This window comes from Paenibacillus cellulosilyticus (genome assembly GCF_003182255.1).
GTDB classification, from domain to species: Bacteria; Bacillota; Bacilli; order Paenibacillales; family Paenibacillaceae; genus Paenibacillus_T; species Paenibacillus_T cellulosilyticus.
In genome coordinates this window covers 105,638-127,381 of sequence record NZ_QGTQ01000002.1, presented here as the reverse complement: position 1 = coordinate 127,381, position 21,744 = coordinate 105,638, and the positions used below count along the sequence as shown (strand labels likewise).

The window sequence follows — 21,744 nt, the reverse complement described above, 5'->3', positions numbered from 1 at the left end:
AAGGGGAGCAACCTGAATGATTGAGCAACTGAAGACGTTTGTTCAAGTGGCGGATTCCGGAAGCTTTTCTAAGGCAGCCGAAAAGCTTTTTATTTCTTCAACCGCTGTGATGAAGCAAATGAATTTGTTGGAAAAGCAAGCCGGAGTCCCGCTTTTTATCCGTACCAACCACGGTGTCAGCCTCACAAAGGCAGGAACAGCTTTTATCAAAGATGCGGAACATATGCTGCAGTATTTTCAAGAATCTCTTATCCGCATGCATCAGTCCGCACAGGCTAATCGGCATATTGTTCGGGTCGGTACTTCTATGCTTAATCCCTGTAAGGTTTTGATTGATTTGTGGAATGGAATTAGCGACCTATACCCTCAATTCGGAATAAACATCGTTCATTTCGAAGATGACGCACATACACTCCCAACGACTTACCGCATGATTGGCCAATCGCTCGATATCATTGCGGGGCCATTTCTTACAGATAACTTGAAGGATTACTACCGTGTGCTTGAGCTTGGGAGTTACCGCGTTTGCTTTGCCGTATCTCGGCAGCATAAGCTGGCTTCAAGAAAAACACTTTGTGTCGAAGATTTGTATGGTGAAAGATTGGCTGTAGTGAATGGAGGGAATAGTGCTGTCATTCATGACATACGAGATTTCCTGAAAATGAAACATCCTCAAATTCGAATTAAGGATGTTCCGCGTCTCTATGATCTTGATGTGTTTAATCGCTGCGAGGAAAGTAATACGGTTATGTTAACATTGGAGGCGTGGGCAGATATTCATCCTTCCTTGGTGACGATCCCTAGTGATTTAGATTTCACAGTTCCATACGGTTTGATATATCCATTACATCCATCCAAGGAAGTGGGTCAATTCTTAGAAATCATAAAAGAAATGCAAGGTAATGTTTTACCTAAGGTTGAGTGATGTCGAGTCGTAGATAGGGGAATGCAACTTGACCAATATTAATGATATCGCAAAGCGGGCAGGAGTCTCTGTATCGACCGTATCAAGAGTATTAAATAATAATTCGTATGTATCTGAATCCAAACGGGCGGCCGTACAGCGTGTAATTGATGAATTGGATTATACGCCTAACCGTCTTGCTGTCGATTTAATACGTAAAGAAACAAGAAACATCGGCGTAATCATGCCCCACAATAATAATCAAGCTTTTGATCAAATGCTTCATGGCAAATTAAATCAATCCGTCGAGCTTGGATACACCGTGATGGTTCTCCCTACGAAATATAACCCGGACATCGAACTTAGTTACTTGGATATGCTTAAAAGCAAGCAGCTGCTTTCGTTCTGGGAATCCCTGGATCATCATCTTTGCCCCAGCTGGGGATAGAGGATATTGATCTTGCGAATCAATATGGGAATGAGTACATGGCAGATTATCGACAGACTATTCATGTATACGATGGCATTCAGCAGGTGCTGACCACCCTAAAGGAACGTTCAATTACAACGGGAGTGGTAACTTCAAAGACGTATCATGAATATCAAAATGACTTTGTTCCGTTTGGTCTGGCTAACGATCTCAAATACATGGTATGTGCGGACGACACAAGGCTTCATAAACCTAATCCAGATCCACTGCTGCAATTCCTACAGATTTCAGAGGCAAGCGCCGAGTCATCCATCTATATTGGTGACACTATCTATGACTATGAATGTGCAAGAGACGAAGGTATGGATTTTGGACTAGCGCTTTGGGGATGTAAGCACCCCGACCGTATTCCAGCTAAGTATAAGTTTGAGCATCCGATGGATGTACTTTCTCTTCTAAATTCCCAGTAGTTCGTTAGTTCAATAAAACAGCGGCAGTCAAGGACCTCTTATATCGTCCAAGGCTGCCGCTGTTTCTATTATCAATGAGCTGAAGCCTTCTTGCGAAAATCCCTTGGCGTGCACCCTGCGATCTGACGGAACTGTCGGGTGAAATGCTCGACATTCTTGTATCCGCACTGTACAGCAATATCGGCAATACGCAGCGGGCCGTAGCTGAGCTTCTCCTTGGCCAGTCGAATTCGGCTCTGAATGACATCGTCCATGCAGGAGATGCCAAAGGTTGATTTGTACAAGGCCTGAAGATAACCTGCGCTCAGATGTACATGCTCGGCCATTGCAGCAACCGTCCACTCTGCGCCCGGATTGTGATACACCGATTTGCGCAGGTCAAGCAGCACTTGATAATGAGGGGTTCGTTCCTTCGTCTGATATGCTTCATGCAGCTTGTTGAATAAAATGCGCAGCAAATAATCGATCGACAGCTCCCGATAGTCGTAGTTGAAATAATTCTCAGCCGCCAGCAGATGGAACAGCTGATGGCAGTACGCGGGGTCCGTCAGCGGGATCGGAACGCCAAGCGGCAGCGTTGTCTCCGTCACATAAGACTCGGAGGAAGCAAACCGTATCCAATCGTTCACATACGTATCGGTGCAGGCACGGTAATAGATTTTCTGATGGGGAGGATATAAGACGGCTTGGTTCGCAGGATACTCTCGAAGCTCTCCCTCTACCCAGAATACAGCAGGGGTCTGCGTCGTAATGAGCAGCCAGAAATCATGGCCTTCAGGTATGTCGTACACAAAATCACCGGAGTGATCCGACTCATACCCGACGTAATAGATGGTAGTCATTAGAGATTCTCCAATCGTAGAATAGATCAAGTTTCTATCATCATAGATCATTGTGAGGCGAATGCTGCTGGTCTATAATTTCTATGTAAAATAAACAATAATCCGCGGACTCATCTTGTATTTGTATTAGAAAATATCAAAAAAAAGGTGATTTATCCTCTATGATAACAGAAATGAAAAACGATCGTAACGATGTTCTATGCTATACGCGTGAACCTCAAGAAGACATCATCTACGCGAACAAACTCGCGTACAGCATGCACCTTGCCTACAGTGGAGATGGCGAGCGTTATGAAGCGCTGAACCATAACAGCGGTGTCTTGTTTGCGAAGGCGACGGACAACGAGGATGGCACGATGAATCCGAAGAGCTTGAAGAACCCGTACCTGTTCCAACTGGCTGATGGCACGTTCGCCGTTGTTGCCGTACGCACCGAGCATGACGGACAGCCGGACGAGCAGAGCAAGGGATCGGTTCTATTGTTCACGTCATCGGATCTGCTGCAATATAACGAGATCGGTCTGATTGACCTGAAGGGCGATACCTACGTTCAGGACATCGCTTGCTCGTATGATGCGGCTGCTGACACTTATGTGATGCATTGGACAGACGAGAATGGCAGCAGCTACCGGAATGTCATGGTGGACCTGCTCCACCTCTCGGGTGCATCGGCGCCGGAACAAGCGGAAGCGCTTGCACTTCCGTCTGTGTCGGCAGACATTGAAGGCATCGTGCCTCGCAATGTCATCAGCGTCTCGCCCGAGATCGCTCACCGACTAGTGCGAAGACTGACGGTTCCGACGAATGTGGCAGTGCAGGTGCCGGAGCAAGTAACGGCGGCCTCGGTAGAGGAATTGAATGCCGTTCGTGCGACGGCTGTATACAGTGATGGCACAACGGCAGGCAAGTCTGTGGCATGGCAGGCGGCTGGGGTGAATTGGAGTGCACCAGGCACTTATCGCGTGTCGGGAACGGTACATCAGGATCGCTATGCGTTCCCGACGATGGAGCACCGCGCTGACCCTAACATTGCGAAGTGGAACGGGAGATACTATTTCATCGCTACGAATGACGCGGATCACAACAAAACGTTATACATCCGGGAATCGGATACGATCTCGGGTCTCGTGGACGCAGCGGAATCGCTCATTCTTGATACCGAGACGTACGATCACATCAAAGGTTTGCTGTGGGCGCCGGAGCTTCATAGTATCGAAGGCAATCTGTATATTTTCCATGCGGCGACGACAGGCGAGTTCTTCTATGAGGAATGCCATGTGATGAAGCTGCGCGAAGGCGGCAATCCGACCGTTGCGGCCGATTGGTCGGAGCCGATGCGCGTCGTGAAGAAGGATGGATCGTATTTGTGCGAAGCAGGCAAAGTCATCTCGCTCGACATGACCGTTATTCAGTTGAACGGCGAGTGCTATGCAGCTTGGTCGGAACGTCAATTCCTGCCTGTCGATATCGGGGCATGGATCTACATTGCGAAGATCGATCCGAAGGAACCATGGCGGCTTATCAGCGATCCGGTGCTGCTGTCGAAGCCGGACTATGGCTGGGCGAACAATCATACATTCGTTGACGAGGGACCATTCGTTATTATTCGGGATAAGAAGCTGTTCATGACGATCTCCAGCGCGCTTGTCGATGCAACCTATTGCGTCGGGCTGCTGACAATTGATACGAATGCAGACCTGCTGAACCCAGCCAGCTGGACGAAAACGAACTACCCGCTGCTCACGTCGCGGAGCGTCGAGGGCGAATACGGACCTGGTCACAACTCTTATGTAACGGATGAACATGGCGTCATCTGGAATGTATATCACGGCAGACCGGGTGTTAGTGCGCCTCGCTGCTCGGGACTGCGCCGTGTCCATTTTGATATCGACGGTTATCCGGTGCTTGATCTGACGGAAGACAAAGACTTGAATCCGGCGCTGACGGCGGTATCGATTGAAGTCGTTGTAAAGTAAATGGCGTGTGACAGCTGTTGAAGTTAAACATTTGATGAAGTCATGAAGGAGAGAAAGTGCTATGTATCCAAATCCGATTATTTGGGCCGACTATCCCGATCTTGATGTCATTCGGGTAGACGACACGTATTATATGGTCAGCACGACGATGCATATGATGCCGGGCGGCGTTATTTTGCGCTCGTATGACCTTATCCATTGGGAAGTTGCCACTTATATGTATGATGTGCTTGAGGATACGCCGGGCCAGCGGCTCGAGGATGGCAAGTCGATCTACAGCCAAGGCATGTGGGCAGCGTCGATTCGTTATCATAAGGGGCAATTCTACGTTATCTTCGTTGCGAACGATACGCATAAGACGTACCTGTACACGGCAACCGACATTGAAGGTCCATGGAAGAAGCAGTACATAGAAGGCTTCTACCACGACTGTTCGCTGTTGTTCGATGACGACGACCGCGTGTATCTCATCTATGGCAACGCGGATATCCATCTGACGGAGCTGCATGCAGATCTGTCGGGTCCGAAGCCGGATGGCTTGAATCGCATCATTGTACGGGAGAAGGACAAGTATTACCTCGGTTATGAAGGCGCGCATTTGTACAAAATCAACGGCAAATACTACGCCTTTTTCATCCATATTACACCGGCTACGAATGGCCGTCGTACGCAAGCTTGCTATGTTGCAGATTCGCTTGATGGCGAGTGGACAGGCGGCGAAGTGTTCAACGACGATATGGGCTACTTCAATGCAGGCGTCGCGCAAGGCGGCATCGTCGATACGCCTGACGGCAATTGGTACGCGATGTTGTTCCAGGATCACGGTGCAGTTGGCCGAATTCCGGTGCTTGTCCCGCTCCAGTTCGAGAACGGCTGGCCGGTGTTTGCGCAGGAAGCGCCTAAATCGATCGACATTCCGAGCACGCGTCCGGGCTACGAATATAAGCCACTTGTGGGCAGTGACGATTTCCGTTATGAGCCGGATGCGGAAGGCAAGGTGCGTCTGAAGGACTTCTGGCAGTGGAATCATATTCCGAATGATGCACTCTGGTCGGTGACCGACGGGGCATATCGAATTCAAACGGGTCAGCTTAGCCCGAACCTGACGTATGCGGTCAACACGCTGACGCAGCGGTCGATGGGTCCTGCATGTGAAGCGACAGTAACGCTTGACGGCAGCCAGTTGAAGGATGGCGACTACGCCGGCATCAGCTTCTTGATCAGCATGTACGGCTTGATCGCGCTGACGAAGGAAGCGGGTCAGACGTATCTGGTCATGCTGGCGAGAGACAGCGAGGACCGCACGATCTTCGGCAATCTCGTGGACAGCGTGCCAGGAACGGAGTATGCGCGCATTCCGGTGAGCGGAGACACGGTAACGTTGAAGGCGCACGGCGATTTTGTCGACAATAACGATATTTGCACGTTCTACTACAAGGACGGCGAGGAATGGAAACAGCTTGGCATCGGGCACAAAATGCTATACAAGCTCGACCATTTCATGGGCTGCCGCATCGGCTTGTTCCTGTTCTCGACGAAGGAGATCGGCGGAACGGCCGCGTTCTCGAATTTTGAGTATAAGGTGCTTGGGTAATGGGGTTCGGATAGTAGAGGGACGCTCCTGTCGAGGAGCGTCCTTTTTTCATTACTAGGAGTGATCAGAGGATGAGTCTGAAGCGTAAGGTCGATTCAAAACCTTCTGGGCAAGCGGCATGAAGGTATTCAGAATGATGCCCCCTAGACATACGGTGAGAATGGTTCCAATGCCGATTGGTCCTTGGACCAGAAGTGCGGCTATTAAGAAAACGAGATAAATCACTGTACGCGTCACCAGTAAACGGTATCCTGTTATTTTCTGCAGAACGAGAGTAAGTCGGTCAATCGGGATCGGCGCAAAATCGGTGTGCAAATAAACGGATGTCCCTAAGCCGATGATGATCATGCCTACGCCAAAGCAGGCAAGCTTACTGAACAGATGCTCGGGCTCGGTCAGACGATGCAACAGGTACAACCACACATCGATCCCAATGCCGGTTATAAAAGCTGTCGCCAAGCCCAGTATCTCCGTCCGTTGTTTAGAGAGACAAGCATTGCAACCGATTAATAAGAGTGCGATGAGTACCTCCCAGCTTCCGACGGTAAGACCGACGCTTGAGGACAATCCGACTAATAATGCATCAAATGGCGATACCCCAAGGTCGGCTTGTATCGTCAGCGCAATGCCAAAGGTTAAGATCAGAATGCCGCATATGAAGAGGAAGAGCGTTGATGCACGAGTCTTCTTCATGATTAGGCAATCGTAAGATCCTTCATCATCAAGATGTGAGGGATCCCATCTTCCATAAACTCTTCTGATGCAGCAAGATAGCCAAGCTTTGTATAAAATCCCTTCGCCTGCGTCTGCCCGTGCAATTTCACCTTCCGAAGGCCCTGCTCGACTGCGATTCCCTCTAATGCCGCGATGATCTTCTTCCCGATGCCGAACTTGCGATAAGGCTCTAGGATGCAAATTCGCTCTAATTTCCCGATTCCCTCCACGCTGCGAATTCTCCCAGTCCCGATGGGCTTCCCATCATAATAAGCGAGAATATGAACACATGGTCCCTCCAGCTTATCGTATTGATCGAATTCATCTGCGAGAGGCACGCCTTGCTCCTCAACGAAAACATTCTTTCGAATGGTAAACGCAGTTTCGAGCTCTTCGTGCAGCGTGATTCTTTGTGCATATCTCATACGTTCTCAATCCTTCCAAGCTTTATTTATTCGCGAAAACCGTCATAATGAATAACAGCAATAAAACAAGTATAAGATATAATGTTGCAAATGCAACAAAATAGACATCGCTGGCAGGTGGGAATATGAGGGAGATCCTTCGTGAGGTTGGCATGATCGCAAGAGCATTGGATTCCATTAGCAATATCGAGTTCAAGGAAATCGATCTGACGAAAGGCCAGTATTTATATTTGGTACGCATCCATGAGAACCCGGGCATCATTCAGGAGAAGCTGGCAGAGATGATCAAGGTGGACCGCACAACGGCGGCCCGTGCGATACAGAAGCTAGAACTGCAAGGGCTTGTTGAGAAGAAGGATGATGAAACGAACAAGAAGATCAAGAGGCTTTATACGACGGACAAAGGCGCGCAAGCTTATCCTTTTCTCAAGAGAGAGGGCGACTATTCGAACGCGGTGGCGTTGGCTGGATTCACGGAAGAAGAAGAGGAGACGCTCTTTCATCTGCTGCAGCGGGTTCGCAGGAACGTTGAGGTCGACTGGGAGCATGTGAAGAAGGGGAATAAGCGGGATTACTAATGAATGGACCAAAGAAGGGCATCTCAACTTTGTTGGGGTGCCCTTCTTTGCATCGCTCATGGCAAGCTAGTCTGCAATGATTCGATCGCCCTTGGTTGCTGGCTGAGAGATAACAAGAAACTGTACCGCTTCATCGGACTTATTGAACATTTGATGCGGAACGAGCGGCGGGATTTCGACGCCTTCCTGAGCGTTTAAGATGATCGCTTCGCCATTCACTTCGATCGTTGCCGTACCGGATAGGATAAAGAAGAATTGCTGAGCTTTCTCGTGGTAATGTCTGACTTCAGATGTATGCGGAGGCATTTGCTCATGGATAACGCTCAAATCCGGATTTTTCACCAAACGCCATCCATCGCAGCTATCGCCCCATATGTAGTGCTCGGCGCTGTGCTTGCTTACTTTCATCTTCGTGTCATTCCTTTCAAGGGTCTGGTCCAAGTATAACCTTTGGGAGGATGAAACAAAACCAAGGCTCTACCGATTCCCAATCCAATGGAAAAGCGATCGATAGCAAGAAGGTCTATAGCTGGAATAACGGTAAATTTATTTTTGATAGGTGTAGGTATGTTCAAGAAATAATAGATCCCTCTTATTTTCTTAGATGGAACGGCGGCGTTATTATTGTAATGTTCAGGATCTTTGAAATTATACTTCTACAAGAAGCAATGCACTCAAAGCCGGCAAGGAGTTGTAATAGACAACATGGAAAAGCAAGGGTTGAATCCTTATCTCCCTTCCTGGGAATATATCCCTGACGCGGAGCCGCATGTATTTAATGATAGAGTTTATGTTTACGGCTCTCATGACCGTTTTAACGGGCATGTCTTTTGCTTGAACGATTATGTATGCTGGTCGGCGCCAGTCGATGATTTGGCCGATTGGCAGTATGAAGGCGTCATCTACAATATAACGGACGATCCGCTCAATCCCGACGGCAGCATGTGTCTCTACGCGCCGGACGTGACAATGGGTCCGGATGGACGATATTATTTATACTATGTTCTCGACAAGGTATCCATTGTGTCGGTAGCTGTCTGCGATACGCCGGCCGGCAAATACGAGTTTTACGGCTATGTGCATGATTCGGATGGAACTCGCCTAGGAGAGAGAGAAGGCGACCAGCCTCAATTCGATCCGGGCGTTATGACCGAAGGGGAGAACACCTATCTCTACACCGGCTTCTGTGGATTCGGCGACAAATCAAGAAAAGGGGCCATGGCCACAGTCATCGGACCGGACATGCTTACGATCGTGGAGGAACCGGTTATTGTCGCGCCAAGCGAGCCTTACAGCAAGGGCAGCGGCTATGAAGGACATGAGTTTTTCGAGGCGCCCTCTATTCGAAAAAAAGGCGATACGTATTATTTCATCTACTCCTCGATCGTCATGCACGAACTGTGCTATGCCACCAGCAAGCATCCGACACGAGGGTTTGTTTATCAGGGAGTCATTGTAAGCAATAACGATCTCCATATCGACTCTTACAAACCGGCGAACAAGCCGATGTATTATGGCGGCAACAACCATGGCAGCATTGTAGAGATCGGAGGCAAATGGTACATTTTCTATCACAGACATACCAATGGAACGAGCTTCAGCCGGCAGGGCTGCATCGAACCCATTTCATTCCTAATCGACGGGACGATCCCTCAAGTCGAGATGACCTCATGCGGGGCTAATGGGGGTGCGCTTGTGGGGCGCGGCGAATATCCGGCGTATCTGGCATGCAATCTATTCAGCAATGACGAAGAAACGTACTCGGGCACATTCGGTGCATGGATGGACGGTCGATTCCCGATCATTACGCAGGACGGTAAAGACGGGGATATGGAAATCGGATACATCGCCAATATGCGGGATTCCGCTACGGCAGGATTCAAATATTTTCATTGCAACGACGTTCAGGAAGTTAAAATCAAGGTGCGCGGGTATTGCCGCGGCAGCTTTGAAGTAAAGACATCGTGGGATGGACCGGCCCTCGGTAAGATACAGGTCGATTTTACGAATGTTTGGAAAGAATATGCTGCCGATCTCGCCATTCCGAACGGCACGCATGCCTTATATTTTACATTTACGGGCATTGGCAATGCCAGCCTGGCCTCTTTTACATTGGAATAATCCCGGTACTCCTTTCCGACGAAACCTCTGCCATGAGAAACGGGAAGGGGTATTTTTCTTAAGCATACGATTGGCATATCACGTACAAGTTAACCGAAATCCTTATTTTTAGGAGAATGAATATGGCCGAATATTTTGATCCCGAAGGCGATCTCTGTGTCGAGCTGCGCGCAATGTCCAACCTCCATTTTTCTTTCCAGATCTACGGTATTCATTGGCGTAACGTTCGACAAGGCTGGTCTTATCCGGAACACGAGCATCCGTTATTGGAACTTAATTTGGTGCTGGAAGGCACGCAAGCGATGCGGGTAGGAGACAAGGAATATGTGCAGGGTCCGGGCGACCTGCTGCTTATCCCGCCAGGGTGGACGCATTCCAGCAGGGCTGATGGGGCCGAAGGCATGACTTTTTTCTGCCTTCATTTGAACATTGACGATCATCACATGATCGAGCCCTTTTATCATTTAACAGACATTTTACAGCCTAAGAACTCGGATTTGACTATGAGGCTCAGACCGCTGCTTGACTTATTCATAGAAGAAGCTTCTCGTCCGTCGGGGCACTCTTCGTCGTATCATCGGATCAAAATCCAAGCCAATTCCCTGAACCTGATCGCCGCTCTAAGCGAGGTTCTAATCAACGACGAGAGCGGATTCGTGAACAGAGAGTTCAATGACGCGGAGAGGAGAACGATGCTGGGCGCGGTCAAGATGAGAGAACAGACGATGATGGAAAAGCGTGTACAGGATCTGTTCTATGGAACGCTTGGGGCGGACGCGGCGAATACGTATGAAGCGCTGCTCCCGACCTATCGCTGGATCAGCGTCTGTTCGCTCTCCAGGCGTGACACTCTTTATTGGGATAACAAAGATCGGGCGTCCGCAAGGGCGTTGTTGGAGGAAGTATTATCCCCCCTGGGCTCGGTCGTCATTATCGATGATTTATTGATGACAGCCGTCGTATTCTCCAGTCAAGTATCGGTCCCGTCCGTTGAGCGGAAAATGCTGGAGGCGGAGAAGTTACTGCAGAAGAATGTGGACCCGAGTCTCTGCCTGGGACTCGGAGGCATGGCCTCGGACTTACGGGAAATCGGCTCCATGTACGAGCAGAGTCTGAGGGCGTTCTCGGCAGATTCATTGGATACGACTTCAGGAAGCAGAACGATGGAGTTCGTGAATCGGATTATTCGGCTTGCGATGAATCGGCTCGAGACGGAATACGCGAATGAGGATTTCTCTCTTGGCTTGCTGGCGGAGTCTCTCGAGATCACCCCCAACTACTTAAGCGCGTTATTCACATCGGAAACAGGCATAACCTTCACCCAGCATTTGACTCGTATACGGATGGAGCATGCGAAGCGGCTCTTAGGCGAAACGAAATTAAAGATTTATCAAATCTGCAAAGAAGTCGGTTATTCGGATCAAGCCTATTTCAGCCGCCTCTTCAAATCCTTGGAGGGAATCAGTCCTTTCGAGTATCGAGAGCATCTAAGAATTCGGGGGCAATAACAACTAAGCGTAGATAAGTTCAAGAAATGATAGATCCCCCGCATTCTCCCCCCTGGAACGGTGGTGATATAACTAAATTGTGCTATGGATTTCAAACTAGGAATGGGGGAACGAATGATGAAACATCTCCGAAAAACGGCAATCGCAGCAGCGGGAGCCGCCCTTCTGATCTCTATGTCTGCCTGCGGCTCTGACAATAACGGCTCTTCTGAAAGCGCTTCAAACGAAACGGTCAAGTTGACATACTGGACGAATAACGGTCCAGGACTGGACGGTCTCATCAAGCAGTATCAACAGGATCATCCGAACGTGAAAATCGACGTGCAGGTGGATGATGCCAATCTCAAGCAGAACCTGTTGACCGCCTTATCGGCTGGCAGTGGCGCACCCGATATATCCATCCTGACCGTCGACGATATTCCGCAGTTCAAGAACGAGGAGTACTTCTATAACCTGAAGGACTTCGGTGCGGATCAGCTGCAGGGCGACTATCTTGATTCCCGCTGGAAGCAGGGGACGAACGCCGACGGCAGCTTCATCTTCGGCATCCCGACCGATTCGGGACCGATGGCGATGATGTATCGGACCGATCTGTTCGAGAAGGCCGGATTGCCGACCGACAGGGATTCGGTATCGAAGCTCACCGCAACGTGGGACGATTTCTACAAGGTCGGGAAGACAATCAAAGACAAGACGGGCAAACCGCTCGTACCGGATTCGTACTTCGGCGCATTCCTGCCGAAGATTCAGCAAGCCGGCGAGTATACGATCTTCGACAAGGACGGCAATCTGACGATCGACACGAACCCTGCAGTGAAGGAAGCTTGGGACTATTCCGTGAAGCTAGCGCAAGAAGGTCTCAGCGCCAAGCAGCCGGACTTCTCGAACGATTGGAAGGTCGGTCTAGTGAACGGAGACTTCGCAACCATGTTCGCGCCGCCGTGGATGCTCGGCGTAGTCAAGCAGAACGCGCCGGATGCAGCGGGTAAGTGGGACATTGCGATGATGCCGGGCGGTTCGGCGAACTGGGGCGGCTCGTTCCTCGTCATTCCGAAGCAGAGCAAGCATGCCGAAGCTGCTTATGCGTTCATGAAGTGGATCTTGGCTCCGGAGCAGCAGCTGTCGGTATACAAGACGAACGGTAACTTCCCGTCGACGCCGAGTGTATATTCCGACGAGGCGTTCACAGGCAAGAAGGACGAATTCTTCAACAATGCGCCGGTCGGCGAAATTTATTCGAAGGCAGCCAATAAAGTTACGCTGATGGACGCTATCCATACTTGGAGCGATTTCACTACGACCGCTCAGCAAGTGCTGCCTAACGTAGAGAATGGGGCGGATCCGGAGCAGACATGGACGGATTTGGTCAAGCAAATCAAATCCACGCTGAACCGATAATCGGAGAGAACATAACGCAGACCTAAGCGTCTCGATAGGTTGATAGGATCAAGACAGGCAGGTCGCGAACCTTTCGGTTGCGGCCTGCCGCTTTGTTTAAAGGAGGAGTGAGCATGAGTCAAGAGAAGGCCATGGGAGCACGTTATCGGCGGAACAGAGGAGATACGATTACCGGTTACCTATTTACCTCGCCGTTTTTTATTTTGTTTGCCGTATTCGGCCTATACCCGCTGCTCTATACGATTTATATTTCGCTTTTCAAATGGAATATGCTTGGCAGCAAAGAGTACGTCGGCTTGCGCAATTACCGCTTGGTTCTTCTGGACGATCCGATGTTCTGGAAGGCGGTAGGCAATACTTTCATCATCTGGTTCGAATCGACTCCCCTTCAGATTTTCCTGGCCGTATTGCTCGCGGTAATGCTCAACCAGGCATTTCTGAAGGGCAAGGCAATCTTCCGATTCTTCATCTTCCTGCCCAATATTACCTCGTTAGTTGCGGTAAGCTTGATCTTTGCGAACGTGTTCGGCGTTAAGTACGGTCTCATTAATTACTTCTTGACCAAGCTTGGCGCGTCTCCGATCGACTGGGCAGCCACTTCTTGGGCTACACAGGTTGCCGTTGCGCTTCTTGTCATCTGGCGCTATCTGGGCTTCCATATGGTCATTCAACTTGCCGGTCTTCAGAGCATTCCGGCAGACCTGTACGAATCAGCTACAATCGATGGAGCCAGTCGCAGACAGCAGTTTTTCCGGATTACGGTTCCGCTGCTGACGCCGACGATTTTGTTCTCTACGATCATCGGCACGACAGGTGGCTTGCAGCTGTACACCGAGCCCTTCGCCTTCCTGAGCGACCTGTCGGGCGGTTTAGCTGCAGCGAGCGGCGGCTCGCATAACCAAGTGCTTACGATTGTCATGTATCTGTATAAATCCGCATTCACGGATCACTCGTTCGGTTATTCGTCCGCGATTGCCAATCTGCTGCTGCTCATCATTATTTTATTCGCCATGCTGAATTCCCTTCTCGTCAGAAGGCTTCGCGGGTAAAGGAGGCTTACGATGAGACAACCGATCGGACGGTGCTTCGTATACTTGATTCTGTTGATCTTCACGGTTTTCTCCCTGTTCCCGTTTTATTGGATGACCGTTATTTCCACTCGAACGGCAGGAGAGATTTCAGCAATACCGCCTGCGATTTTCTACGGCGACAAGCTCTCGATGAATTTGGACAAAATCTTCAATAACGAGAATGTCGAGTTTATCCGGACGGTTGGCAATACAGCCGTCATTACCCTGATCATCACGCTGTCTATGCTGCTATTTAGCTCCTTGGCGGGCTTTGCATTCGCTAAGCTGGAATTCCGCGGCAAGAGTCTGATGCTTCTGTGCGTTGTTGGTTCGCTGATGATTCCGATGCAGCTTGGGATTATCCCGCAGTACATCATCATGTCGAAGCTTCATTGGATCAACGACCTCAAGGCAGTTGTCGTTCCCGGAATGGTAAGTGCGTTTGGCGTGTTCTTCATGCGGCAGTACATCGATTCGGCTATTCCAGGAGAAATGCTGGAGGCCGGACGCATTGACGGTTGCAGCAACTGGCGGCTCTATTGGCGCATCGTTGTCCCTACCATCGCTCCGGCGTTTGCGACGCTTGGCATTTTGACGTTCATGGGCGCCTGGAACGACTATCTCTGGCCATCCATCGTGCTTAAATCCAGCGACTCGCTGACTGTGCAGCTAGCCTTGCTGCGCTTGGATACATCATCCTACTTCCAAGATAAGTCCATCGTGATGACCGGTTCGGTTCTATCTACCTTGCCGCTCTTCCTGATCTTCCTGGCTTTTAACCGTCAGTTTATCGCTGGAGTCACAGATGGAGCAGTGAAAGGCTGATTGTCGATATATGGATGTACTCACCATTCCGGCATGACCGTCGATCCTGAATTGTCGATTTCTAATAGGTGTAGAAGGGGTGAGCTCATGTATAAGGTCTTGGTTGTGGATGACGAACCGTTCATGCTGGAAGGCTGGGAAGCCATGGTGGACTGGGAAGCCTACGGATATGAATTGTGCGGCACGTCAACCAATGGAGAGGATGCGCTTGACTTGATTCGAGCCTGTGATCCGGATCTGGTTGTGACCGACATCCGAATGCCGGTTGTCGATGGACTACAGCTGATTCGCACGATGAAGGAAGAACTGGGGCACACCGCCATAACCGTTATCGTCAGCGGTTATTCTGAATTCGGTTACGCGCAGCAGGCGCTCCGATACCAGGTGGAACATTACTTGTTGAAGCCGCTCGTCACAGACGAAATTCATAATCTGCTGCGTGAGCTTGCAGGTCCTTTGGAAGAACGGCGGATAGCGGAGGCGTCAGCCATCAAGGATCAAGCTGCCGCCATCGCCGCCGCCATTGTCGACTTGATTCATGCTAGGGAACCTCATGCTGTCAATGCTGCTGCACGGCTGCTCGGCGCGAACGAACGAACGCGCTGCCGCTTAATGATGGTTGAGTCGATAGGGAACCTAGACGGAAATGGAGAAGCTGAGACAGGGGGCATCCCGCTTCAAGATCAGCTGCGCACATTCGCTGAATATTGCTTCGATGGCAGCGGGCAGGCTTGGCTCTTCGCGGAGACGCCGGGCCGAACCGGATTGCTTGTATGCGATGACGATTTAGACGATAAGAGGCTGGAAGCTCGGTTGAGAGAAACAGGCATTAGGCTTGGATGGCCGACTCCAAAGCTGGCGCTGTACTGCAGCGGAAGCACTTACGGACCTGCCGGTGTGCGTGACTTATATCGACAGACGATGGAGCTCCGCAGTCGTGCATCCATTACGAACCAGGCGGGCATATATGCGTACCGGGAACGCGAGACCGCCAGAGAGTGGCGCTTAGATGACCTACTGACCTACGTAGGGGCGCTCCTTCAGGCCATCGAATCGAACGATCGGGCATGCATTGTTCGCACGGTGAATGAATTGGTTCTTTGTTTCGATAGAATCGGGGCCGAGGAGCACTGGTTGAACACGACCATTCAACATATCCGTGGCGAACTGCTTCGTCGATACGCAGAGTCGGAAGACAGCTCGGGGGATGCAGCCGAATGGCTGCGTCAACTGCTGCGAAGCGATAGTGCTAATCACGTATGTACGGGTGATTCGCTTAAGCGTGTATGCGTACAGGCGGCCGACCGGTTATTGGTGAAGGAAGTACCGACTCAAACCTCCGGAACTCCGATATCGAAAGCGGTTGATTATCTGAAGCTCCACTTTCGCGAGAAAATTCGTCTCCAAGAGCTGGCGGACCGCTTTCATTTGAGCGCAGCCTATTTCGGTCAGCAGTTCAAGCGGGAGACCGGATACAGCTTTCACGATTATATCCTCCACCTTAGGATCGAAGAAGCCCGCAAACTGCTGCGTCGGACCGATATGCTTGTTTCCGATATCGCTGCGGCTCTTGGTTACCAAGATTCGGATTATTTCTCGGATAAATTTAAAGCGGTCACAGGTGAGCTGCCTTCCTCCTACAAAAACAAACGGCAAGGGGGAGCTTGATGCGAATCCGATCGGCGGTTCTTCATATCGTTAACGACATCCCCCTCAAATACAAGTTTCTTCTCATTTATTTGCTTTGCGTTCTTCTCCCGATCATGACAATCAATACCTTCTTCTATCAGCGGAATTCGGCGGATATTCAGATTCGGGAGCAGGATAATCTGCGTAAGTCCATTGATCGAGCTTCCGGCGAGCTGCTCGGCATGATCGACGAAGGCGTCGCGCTGAGTCGCTCCCTCGCAGGCGATGACTCGCTCTATGAAGCGCTTGATCGCACATACGATTCGCCAATCGACTACTATAGCGAATACAACGACTTATTGAGAGATCGATTGACGCGCTACGTATCCCCAAAAATTATGGAAGTCAGCATATTTACCAACAACGAATCGATACAGAACGGAACGAGCTATCACGTATTCTCCAAGACTTCCAATAATCTTCCATGGCTGGATCGGTTAATTCAATCGAACGGGAACATTCTGGTCATGGCTTATTACGAGTCAGGAGGACTTTACCCCGGCAAGCGCATTAGCATTGTCAGCAAAATGAACAACTACGCCCAATATTCGAGCTACGCCAAATATTTGCGAATCGACTTGAACATCGACAAGATGGACAACATCCTTAATCGCGAGCTTGACAGCTTGCAGCTTCGGCTTGTCGATGACCAGAATCAGGTCGTGGCCGCAAGCGCCGGCATCGCAGAGCCGGATGCGCCGATCACGCACAATCCCCCGCTCTCCTCCATAGACGTAAGGTCCGGATATGCGATGGAACGTGCAATCGGTGAATACAGCTACGTGAAAGGCTGGAAGCTGGTCGGAATAGCGGATACAAGGCGCATCGATCAATTATTGAATGATTCGCAGCGCTTCATCATATGGCTCGCGGTCATCAGTACGGTTGCTCCTTCTCTGCTCATATTTATCATTCTGCTCTCCTATCACTACCGAGTGAAGAAGCTGTCCAGGCACATGGAGAAGGTTCGGAACGAGCGGTTCGACTTGATCGACATCAAGGAGGGACGAGACGAAATCGGCGGTTTGATCCGTACGTTCAACGTCATGATCTCCAAAATCACCTCGCTCATCAACGATGTCTACAAATTGGAGATCAGGCAGAAAAGCCTGGAGCTGGAGCGGGTGCGCACCGAGCTCTCCATGCTGCAAAGTCAGGTGAATCCCCATTTTCTGTTTAATACGTTGAATGCGCTGCTGGTCGTCTGTACGAAGAAGGGGTATTCCGATGTAACGGAAATCATTAAGAACTTGTCGCTGCTCATGCGGCAGCTGCTTAGTCGGGTGGACGACCTCGTGCCGCTTCGGGAAGAACTGGAATTGACGTCCATGTACTTGCAGATTGAGAAATTCCGCTTCGGCCATTTGTTCAATTACACGTTTGATATTGATCCTCAAGCGCTTTCTCTGCGCATTCCGCGAATGAGCATTCAGCCGCTTGTCGAGAATGCATGCAAGCACGGGCTACAGGCCAGGAAGGACAATCGGACGATCTTGGTGACGGCGAGATTGAATGAGAGGGACCTGGCGGTGAACGTCGTCGATAACGGCGTCGGCATGGAGAAAGGCAGGCTTCAGCAGATCATGAACAATATGCGGTCCGATACGCGAACGGACGACCACATTGGCATTCGCAATGTTTATCGTCGGTTGGAGCTGTTCTACAAAGGGATTGTCAGGTTTCACATCAACAGCGATCCGGACAAAGGCACGGAAGCCGGCTTTCATATCCCGCTTTCTCAACTAAAGGCAGACGAATGGAAGAAGGAGGCATGAGCATGTATAAGGTGGTGTTGGCTGACGATGAGCCCCTCGCTCTTGAAGGAATGGAGCTGCTGGCCAATTGGGAGAAGCGGGGGTTTCAAGTTGATAGGATGTGTCTTAACGGCGAAGAAGCGATCGAGCATATTCGCCATCAGCCTCCTGATCTGGTTATTACCGACATTCGCATGCCGATATTGAATGGGTTTGAACTGATTGAGGAGACGCGGCGTTTAGGGAATCACACCACTTTGTTTGTTATCACTAGCGGATATGACGATTTTGATTATGCGAAACGAGCGATGCGTTTAGGTGTAAAAGAGTATTTGACCAAGCCCGTCGTCGGACCTGAGATCGATGAAATGCTGGAGCGGATGCACAAAGAACTGCGCGAACGGGAACGGCGCGTGTTCATTCGCGAAAGTGCAGATCGTTATACGATCAGGCAGGGGCTGTCGGCGCTGCTCTTCGGCGGAGAGGAGGACGAGAAGCAGGCGGCAGTACGGAGACTTGCACAATTAACCGTTCGTGATGCGTATTGGACCTATATCCATGTAGGCACGGATGCGGAGAGTGCAAGAGGTGCGCGCGAAGCAGCTCTAGGGCTGGCCGGAAGGACAAACCGTTGTTATCTGATCGATAGCTTTCGAGATTCATTCGGCATCGTAGTTGGCTTGAATAAGTCTGAGGATATTGTAACCCGGTCATTCGCAGAGCAGCTCCTTTCAGCTATGCAGAACGCAACCTCTGGACGAATTGAAATGGCGGTAGGGTGCATCGTCGACAGTCTGGACGATTTGTCCAAGTGCTACAGCTCTGCAGTCGAGGCTGAACGTTTTCTTTTCTTCGGAGATACTGCCATCGTTCATTATGAGGACATCAGAGGTAAAACGCTGTCCTTCGATCCTGGGGTGCTGAAGATGGCGGACGTCATTGTTGATGTAATGGAGAACGGCAGCGCGGATGATCTTACTGGCGCGATTCGGGAAGCATTCTGCAATTTTGAGGAGAGAATGACGCTGCCCGAGTTGGTTGGCATCTTTGTAACGCAGGTTGTTTTGCAATGTGTTTCGGTGTGCAGGACGCTGGGCGGCGATCATGATGAACTGCTCAAACAAACGGGCTTGCTGACGGCGGGAGAGCTTATCGGCAATCGACAGCAATTGACTACAGCCTTAACCTCGTTCTGCTTGAATTGCCAGTCCATTGTTTTCGATTTGCGGGCCAAACAGAACAGCGGAACGATTGCCAAAGTATCCGATTTCTTGCGTCATCATTTCAAGACAACCTTCACGATTAAAGAGCTCTCGGAACGTTTCTATATCAATCCTGTCTACTTAGGTCAGTCGTTCTCGCGCAAATACGGCAAAGGCATTCTCGAATTCATTCACGATCTTCGAATTGAAGAAGCGGCACGGCTGCTCAGAGAGACGGAAGGCGCCATGTGGACGATTGCCGAAGAGCTCGGCTATTGCGGTTATCAGCATTTTTTGAAGCAGTTCGAGAAACGACTTGGCATGAAGCCCTCTGATTACAGGCTTCAATTCCAGAAGTGAACGCTCGACATGGATGCCTATTGGTCGTAAACCCCATAAACGATGGGGGATAGAACTTAAATCTGATTATGTTGCAAGCGCATACATTGTCTCATAATGGAAACAGAAATGCGAAATGTATTCATGAGGAGGAGTAATACATGGGGGTTGTCACCAGAAAGAAACTGTGGGGTTCGTTGTCGCTCGGGCTTGCGCTTAGTCTCGCGCTCGCTGGCTGCAGCGGCGGCAGCAGCGATAACAATTCTTCCGACAGCAAGGAACCTGCGACGAATGAGGCATCTAGCTCTTCAAACAACAGCGATACGTCAACCGCACCCGCAACGGATGATTTGAAACCGATTACGATTTCGGCGTTCATCGGTTCGCCGAATCAGGCGCCGGCGGCAGATAACCGGATTTACAAGAAGATTAAGGACGAGCTTGGCGTGACGCTGAATATGGAATTCCTGGTCGGCGACCTGCAGCAGAAGCTGGGCGTTATGATCGCGGGCGGGGAATATCCGGACCTCATCACTGCCGATCCGAAGCTTGTAACGGCGAAAGCGGTCATTCCGCTGGAAGATCTGATCGAGAAGTACGCGCCGAACTTGAAAGAGCATTATGCGGCGTACTGGAACCGGATGAAGGATTCCAGCGACGGCCATATTTATTGGCTTCCGAACTATGGCGCCTACACCGGAGAGACGCATAGCAACGTTTATCAAGGCCCAGCCTTCTGGATTCAGAAGAAAGTACTCAAGGAAGCGGGCTTTCCGACGCCGAAGACGCTGGACGAATACTTCAAGCTTATCAGCGACTATGAGGCGAAGCATCCCACGACGGAAGATGGCCAGCCAACGATCGGCTTCACGACTCTCGCGTATGATTGGCGCACGTTCCCGCTGACCAACGCGCCGGAGCACCTGAGCGGTCACGCGAACGACGGCGGCGTCGTGGTGGATAACGGAGTCGCTACCGTATTCGCGACTGCGGACATGTCCAAGACTTATTATAAGAAGCTCAACGATATCTATAACCAAGGCTTGATGGACAAAGAAGCCTTCGTACAGAACTATGACCAATACTTGGCGAAGATCGCTACGGGCCGCGTACTCGGCATGTTCGACCAGCACTGGAACTTCCAGCAGGGCGAGAATGAGCTGGTCACTCAGAACAAGATCGCTGATACGTACGTAGCCTTCCCGCTGACATACGACGGCGTCACGGACCACTACTACGATCGCGGCGTCATCAACTTGAACAACGGCTTCGGCATCAGCAAAGACGCGAAGGATCCAGAGCGTATCATCAAGTTCCTCAACGACATCATGACCGAAGACTGGCAGAAGACGCTGCAATGGGGCGAAGAAGGCGTCGACTACCAGAAGGATGCCAGCGGCAAGTTCTCCCGCACGCCGGAACAGCGCAAGCAGCAGGAAGATACGACCTGGAAGCTTGCCAACAAAGCCGAGGCGCTCTTGGGTTACTTACCGAAGATGGAGGGCACGTACAGCGACGGCAATGCGACGGATGCGGGCAGCCAGCCGGAGGAGTTCTACGCTAATCTTAAGCCTGAAGATAGAGAGATTCTCGACGCTTACAAGCATAAGACTTGGACGGAATTCTTCACCCCGGCTCCGGAGAACCCGGTTTATTATCCGGCATGGCAGATCGACTTGGTCGACGGCTCCGATGCGTCGGTAGCTAACAAGCAAATGACGGACGCTACGCTGAAGTATTTGCCGAAGGCGATCATGTCCAGCTCGGACAAATTTGACTCCGTCTGGGATGAGTACGTCAATGCTTACAGCAAGATCAACGTGAAAGCGTACGAAGACCGGATTAATGAGCAAATTCAATGGCGGATCCAGAACTGGACCACCAAATAACGAAGGAAACGATAGG

General features: G+C 50.5%; 19 protein-coding genes and 1 pseudogene. 16 read left to right on the top strand and 4 right to left on the bottom strand.

Annotated features, from left to right (window positions below; translation table 11 throughout):
• The first annotated feature begins 16 nt into the window (after nucleotides 1–16).
• The 3 genes from DFQ01_RS03320 to DFQ01_RS03310 are packed head-to-tail and all read left to right on the top strand — an operon-like array spanning nucleotide 17 to nucleotide 1,804.
• Nucleotides 17–925, top strand: coding sequence for a LysR family transcriptional regulator (locus tag DFQ01_RS03320; RefSeq protein ID WP_110042466.1), 909 nt, complete (start codon nucleotides 17–19; stop codon nucleotides 923–925).
• A gap of 28 nt (nucleotides 926–953) precedes the next feature.
• A complete protein-coding gene (locus DFQ01_RS03315; protein WP_245946500.1) occupies nucleotides 954–1,352 on the top strand; it encodes a LacI family DNA-binding transcriptional regulator in 399 nt (132 codons plus the stop codon).
• A complete protein-coding gene (locus DFQ01_RS03310) occupies nucleotides 1,334–1,804 on the top strand; it encodes an HAD family hydrolase (protein WP_245946499.1) in 471 nt (156 codons plus the stop codon). Before DFQ01_RS03315 ends, DFQ01_RS03310 begins: the two co-directional genes overlap by 19 nt.
• Before the next feature lie 71 nt (nucleotides 1,805–1,875).
• Here the strand turns inward: DFQ01_RS03310 and DFQ01_RS03305 are convergent, their stop codons facing one another.
• Nucleotides 1,876–2,646, bottom strand: a complete 771-nt coding sequence (locus DFQ01_RS03305; protein WP_110042464.1) for a helix-turn-helix transcriptional regulator — start codon at nucleotides 2,644–2,646, stop codon at nucleotides 1,876–1,878.
• A 161-nt stretch (nucleotides 2,647–2,807) separates the two neighbouring features.
• On the opposite strand from DFQ01_RS03305, the gene DFQ01_RS03300 reads away from it, so the two are divergent.
• The gene (locus tag DFQ01_RS03300) at nucleotides 2,808–4,622 is read left to right on the top strand and encodes a family 43 glycosylhydrolase (protein ID WP_110042463.1); all 1,815 of its coding nucleotides are present in this window, start codon (nucleotides 2,808–2,810) and stop codon (nucleotides 4,620–4,622) included.
• 61 nt (nucleotides 4,623–4,683) lie between these two features.
• Nucleotides 4,684–6,216 carry a glycoside hydrolase family 43 protein gene (locus DFQ01_RS03295; RefSeq protein ID WP_110042462.1) on the top strand — a complete coding sequence of 511 codons (1,533 nt, stop codon included), beginning with the start codon at nucleotides 4,684–4,686 and terminating at the stop codon, nucleotides 6,214–6,216.
• A gap of 54 nt (nucleotides 6,217–6,270) precedes the next feature.
• Here DFQ01_RS03295 and DFQ01_RS03290 read toward each other — a convergent pair whose 3' ends face one another.
• Complete coding sequence (locus DFQ01_RS03290) at nucleotides 6,271–6,909, bottom strand: YczE/YyaS/YitT family protein (RefSeq protein ID WP_110042461.1); 639 nt, start codon at nucleotides 6,907–6,909, stop codon at nucleotides 6,271–6,273.
• Nucleotides 6,910–6,911: 2 nt separating this feature from the next.
• Complete coding sequence (locus DFQ01_RS03285; RefSeq protein WP_110042460.1) at nucleotides 6,912–7,355, bottom strand: GNAT family N-acetyltransferase; 444 nt, start codon at nucleotides 7,353–7,355, stop codon at nucleotides 6,912–6,914.
• Between the two features lie 125 nt (nucleotides 7,356–7,480).
• On the opposite strand from DFQ01_RS03285, the gene DFQ01_RS03280 reads away from it, so the two are divergent.
• Nucleotides 7,481–7,933, top strand: a complete 453-nt coding sequence (locus DFQ01_RS03280; RefSeq protein ID WP_110042459.1) for a MarR family winged helix-turn-helix transcriptional regulator — start codon at nucleotides 7,481–7,483, stop codon at nucleotides 7,931–7,933.
• 66 nt (nucleotides 7,934–7,999) lie between these two features.
• On the opposite strand, the gene DFQ01_RS03275 is transcribed toward DFQ01_RS03280, so the two are convergent.
• Entirely contained in the window at nucleotides 8,000–8,341 is a 342-nt protein-coding gene (locus tag DFQ01_RS03275) for a cupin domain-containing protein (RefSeq protein WP_110042458.1), read from the bottom strand.
• Between the two features lie 297 nt (nucleotides 8,342–8,638).
• On the opposite strand from DFQ01_RS03275, the gene DFQ01_RS03270 reads away from it, so the two are divergent.
• The 10 genes and pseudogenes from DFQ01_RS03270 (at nucleotide 8,639) to DFQ01_RS03230 (ending at nucleotide 21,728) form a co-directional block, all read left to right on the top strand.
• Nucleotides 8,639–10,054, top strand: a complete 1,416-nt coding sequence (locus DFQ01_RS03270; RefSeq protein WP_110042457.1) for a family 43 glycosylhydrolase — start codon at nucleotides 8,639–8,641, stop codon at nucleotides 10,052–10,054.
• Nucleotides 10,055–10,176: 122 nt separating this feature from the next.
• Nucleotides 10,177–11,562, top strand: a complete 1,386-nt coding sequence (locus DFQ01_RS03265; RefSeq protein ID WP_174812571.1) for an AraC family transcriptional regulator — start codon at nucleotides 10,177–10,179, stop codon at nucleotides 11,560–11,562.
• A gap of 114 nt (nucleotides 11,563–11,676) precedes the next feature.
• Nucleotides 11,677–12,960 carry an ABC transporter substrate-binding protein gene (locus DFQ01_RS03260; protein WP_174812572.1) on the top strand — a complete coding sequence of 428 codons (1,284 nt, stop codon included), beginning with the start codon at nucleotides 11,677–11,679 and terminating at the stop codon, nucleotides 12,958–12,960.
• Nucleotides 12,961–13,073: 113 nt separating this feature from the next.
• Complete coding sequence (locus DFQ01_RS03255) at nucleotides 13,074–14,009, top strand: carbohydrate ABC transporter permease (RefSeq protein WP_245946498.1); 936 nt, start codon at nucleotides 13,074–13,076, stop codon at nucleotides 14,007–14,009.
• 12 nt (nucleotides 14,010–14,021) lie between these two features.
• Nucleotides 14,022–14,855: a carbohydrate ABC transporter permease gene (locus DFQ01_RS03250; protein ID WP_110042454.1), complete on the top strand. Its 834-nt coding sequence runs from the start codon at nucleotides 14,022–14,024 to the stop codon at nucleotides 14,853–14,855.
• Nucleotides 14,856–14,888: 33 nt separating this feature from the next.
• Nucleotides 14,889–15,281: pseudogene (locus tag DFQ01_RS32075) on the top strand (response regulator); the annotation flags it as partial.
• A gap of 657 nt (nucleotides 15,282–15,938) precedes the next feature.
• Complete coding sequence (locus DFQ01_RS32070; RefSeq protein WP_425452357.1) at nucleotides 15,939–16,523, top strand: helix-turn-helix transcriptional regulator; 585 nt, start codon at nucleotides 15,939–15,941, stop codon at nucleotides 16,521–16,523.
• Entirely contained in the window at nucleotides 16,523–18,319 is a 1,797-nt protein-coding gene (locus DFQ01_RS03240) for a sensor histidine kinase (RefSeq protein ID WP_110042452.1), read from the top strand. Before DFQ01_RS32070 ends, DFQ01_RS03240 begins: the two co-directional genes overlap by 1 nt.
• 2 nt (nucleotides 18,320–18,321) lie before the next feature.
• Nucleotides 18,322–19,860 carry a response regulator transcription factor gene (locus DFQ01_RS03235; protein ID WP_110042451.1) on the top strand — a complete coding sequence of 513 codons (1,539 nt, stop codon included), beginning with the start codon at nucleotides 18,322–18,324 and terminating at the stop codon, nucleotides 19,858–19,860.
• Between the two features lie 140 nt (nucleotides 19,861–20,000).
• A complete protein-coding gene (locus tag DFQ01_RS03230) occupies nucleotides 20,001–21,728 on the top strand; it encodes an ABC transporter substrate-binding protein (protein ID WP_110042450.1) in 1,728 nt (575 codons plus the stop codon).
• The last annotated feature ends 16 nt before the right edge of the window (nucleotides 21,729–21,744 follow it).

Coding starts and splice junctions, on each gene's coding strand:
- DFQ01_RS03250 (WP_110042454.1), top strand. CDS start 14,022: ATGAGACAACCGATCGGACGGTGCTTCGTATACTTGATTCTGTTGATC.
- DFQ01_RS03265 (WP_174812571.1), top strand. CDS start 10,177: ATGGCCGAATATTTTGATCCCGAAGGCGATCTCTGTGTCGAGCTGCGC.
- DFQ01_RS03255 (WP_245946498.1), top strand. CDS start 13,074: ATGAGTCAAGAGAAGGCCATGGGAGCACGTTATCGGCGGAACAGAGGA.
- DFQ01_RS03300 (WP_110042463.1), top strand. CDS start 2,808: ATGATAACAGAAATGAAAAACGATCGTAACGATGTTCTATGCTATACG.
- DFQ01_RS03320 (WP_110042466.1), top strand. CDS start 17: ATGATTGAGCAACTGAAGACGTTTGTTCAAGTGGCGGATTCCGGAAGC.
- DFQ01_RS03285 (WP_110042460.1), bottom strand. CDS start 7,355: ATGAGATATGCACAAAGAATCACGCTGCACGAAGAGCTCGAAACTGCG.
- DFQ01_RS03240 (WP_110042452.1), top strand. CDS start 16,523: ATGCGAATCCGATCGGCGGTTCTTCATATCGTTAACGACATCCCCCTC.
- DFQ01_RS03235 (WP_110042451.1), top strand. CDS start 18,322: ATGTATAAGGTGGTGTTGGCTGACGATGAGCCCCTCGCTCTTGAAGGA.
- DFQ01_RS03260 (WP_174812572.1), top strand. CDS start 11,677: ATGATGAAACATCTCCGAAAAACGGCAATCGCAGCAGCGGGAGCCGCC.
- DFQ01_RS03280 (WP_110042459.1), top strand. CDS start 7,481: ATGAGGGAGATCCTTCGTGAGGTTGGCATGATCGCAAGAGCATTGGAT.
- DFQ01_RS03270 (WP_110042457.1), top strand. CDS start 8,639: ATGGAAAAGCAAGGGTTGAATCCTTATCTCCCTTCCTGGGAATATATC.
- DFQ01_RS03230 (WP_110042450.1), top strand. CDS start 20,001: ATGGGGGTTGTCACCAGAAAGAAACTGTGGGGTTCGTTGTCGCTCGGG.
- DFQ01_RS03295 (WP_110042462.1), top strand. CDS start 4,684: ATGTATCCAAATCCGATTATTTGGGCCGACTATCCCGATCTTGATGTC.
- DFQ01_RS03290 (WP_110042461.1), bottom strand. CDS start 6,909: ATGAAGAAGACTCGTGCATCAACGCTCTTCCTCTTCATATGCGGCATT.
- DFQ01_RS03305 (WP_110042464.1), bottom strand. CDS start 2,646: ATGACTACCATCTATTACGTCGGGTATGAGTCGGATCACTCCGGTGAT.
- DFQ01_RS03275 (WP_110042458.1), bottom strand. CDS start 8,341: ATGAAAGTAAGCAAGCACAGCGCCGAGCACTACATATGGGGCGATAGC.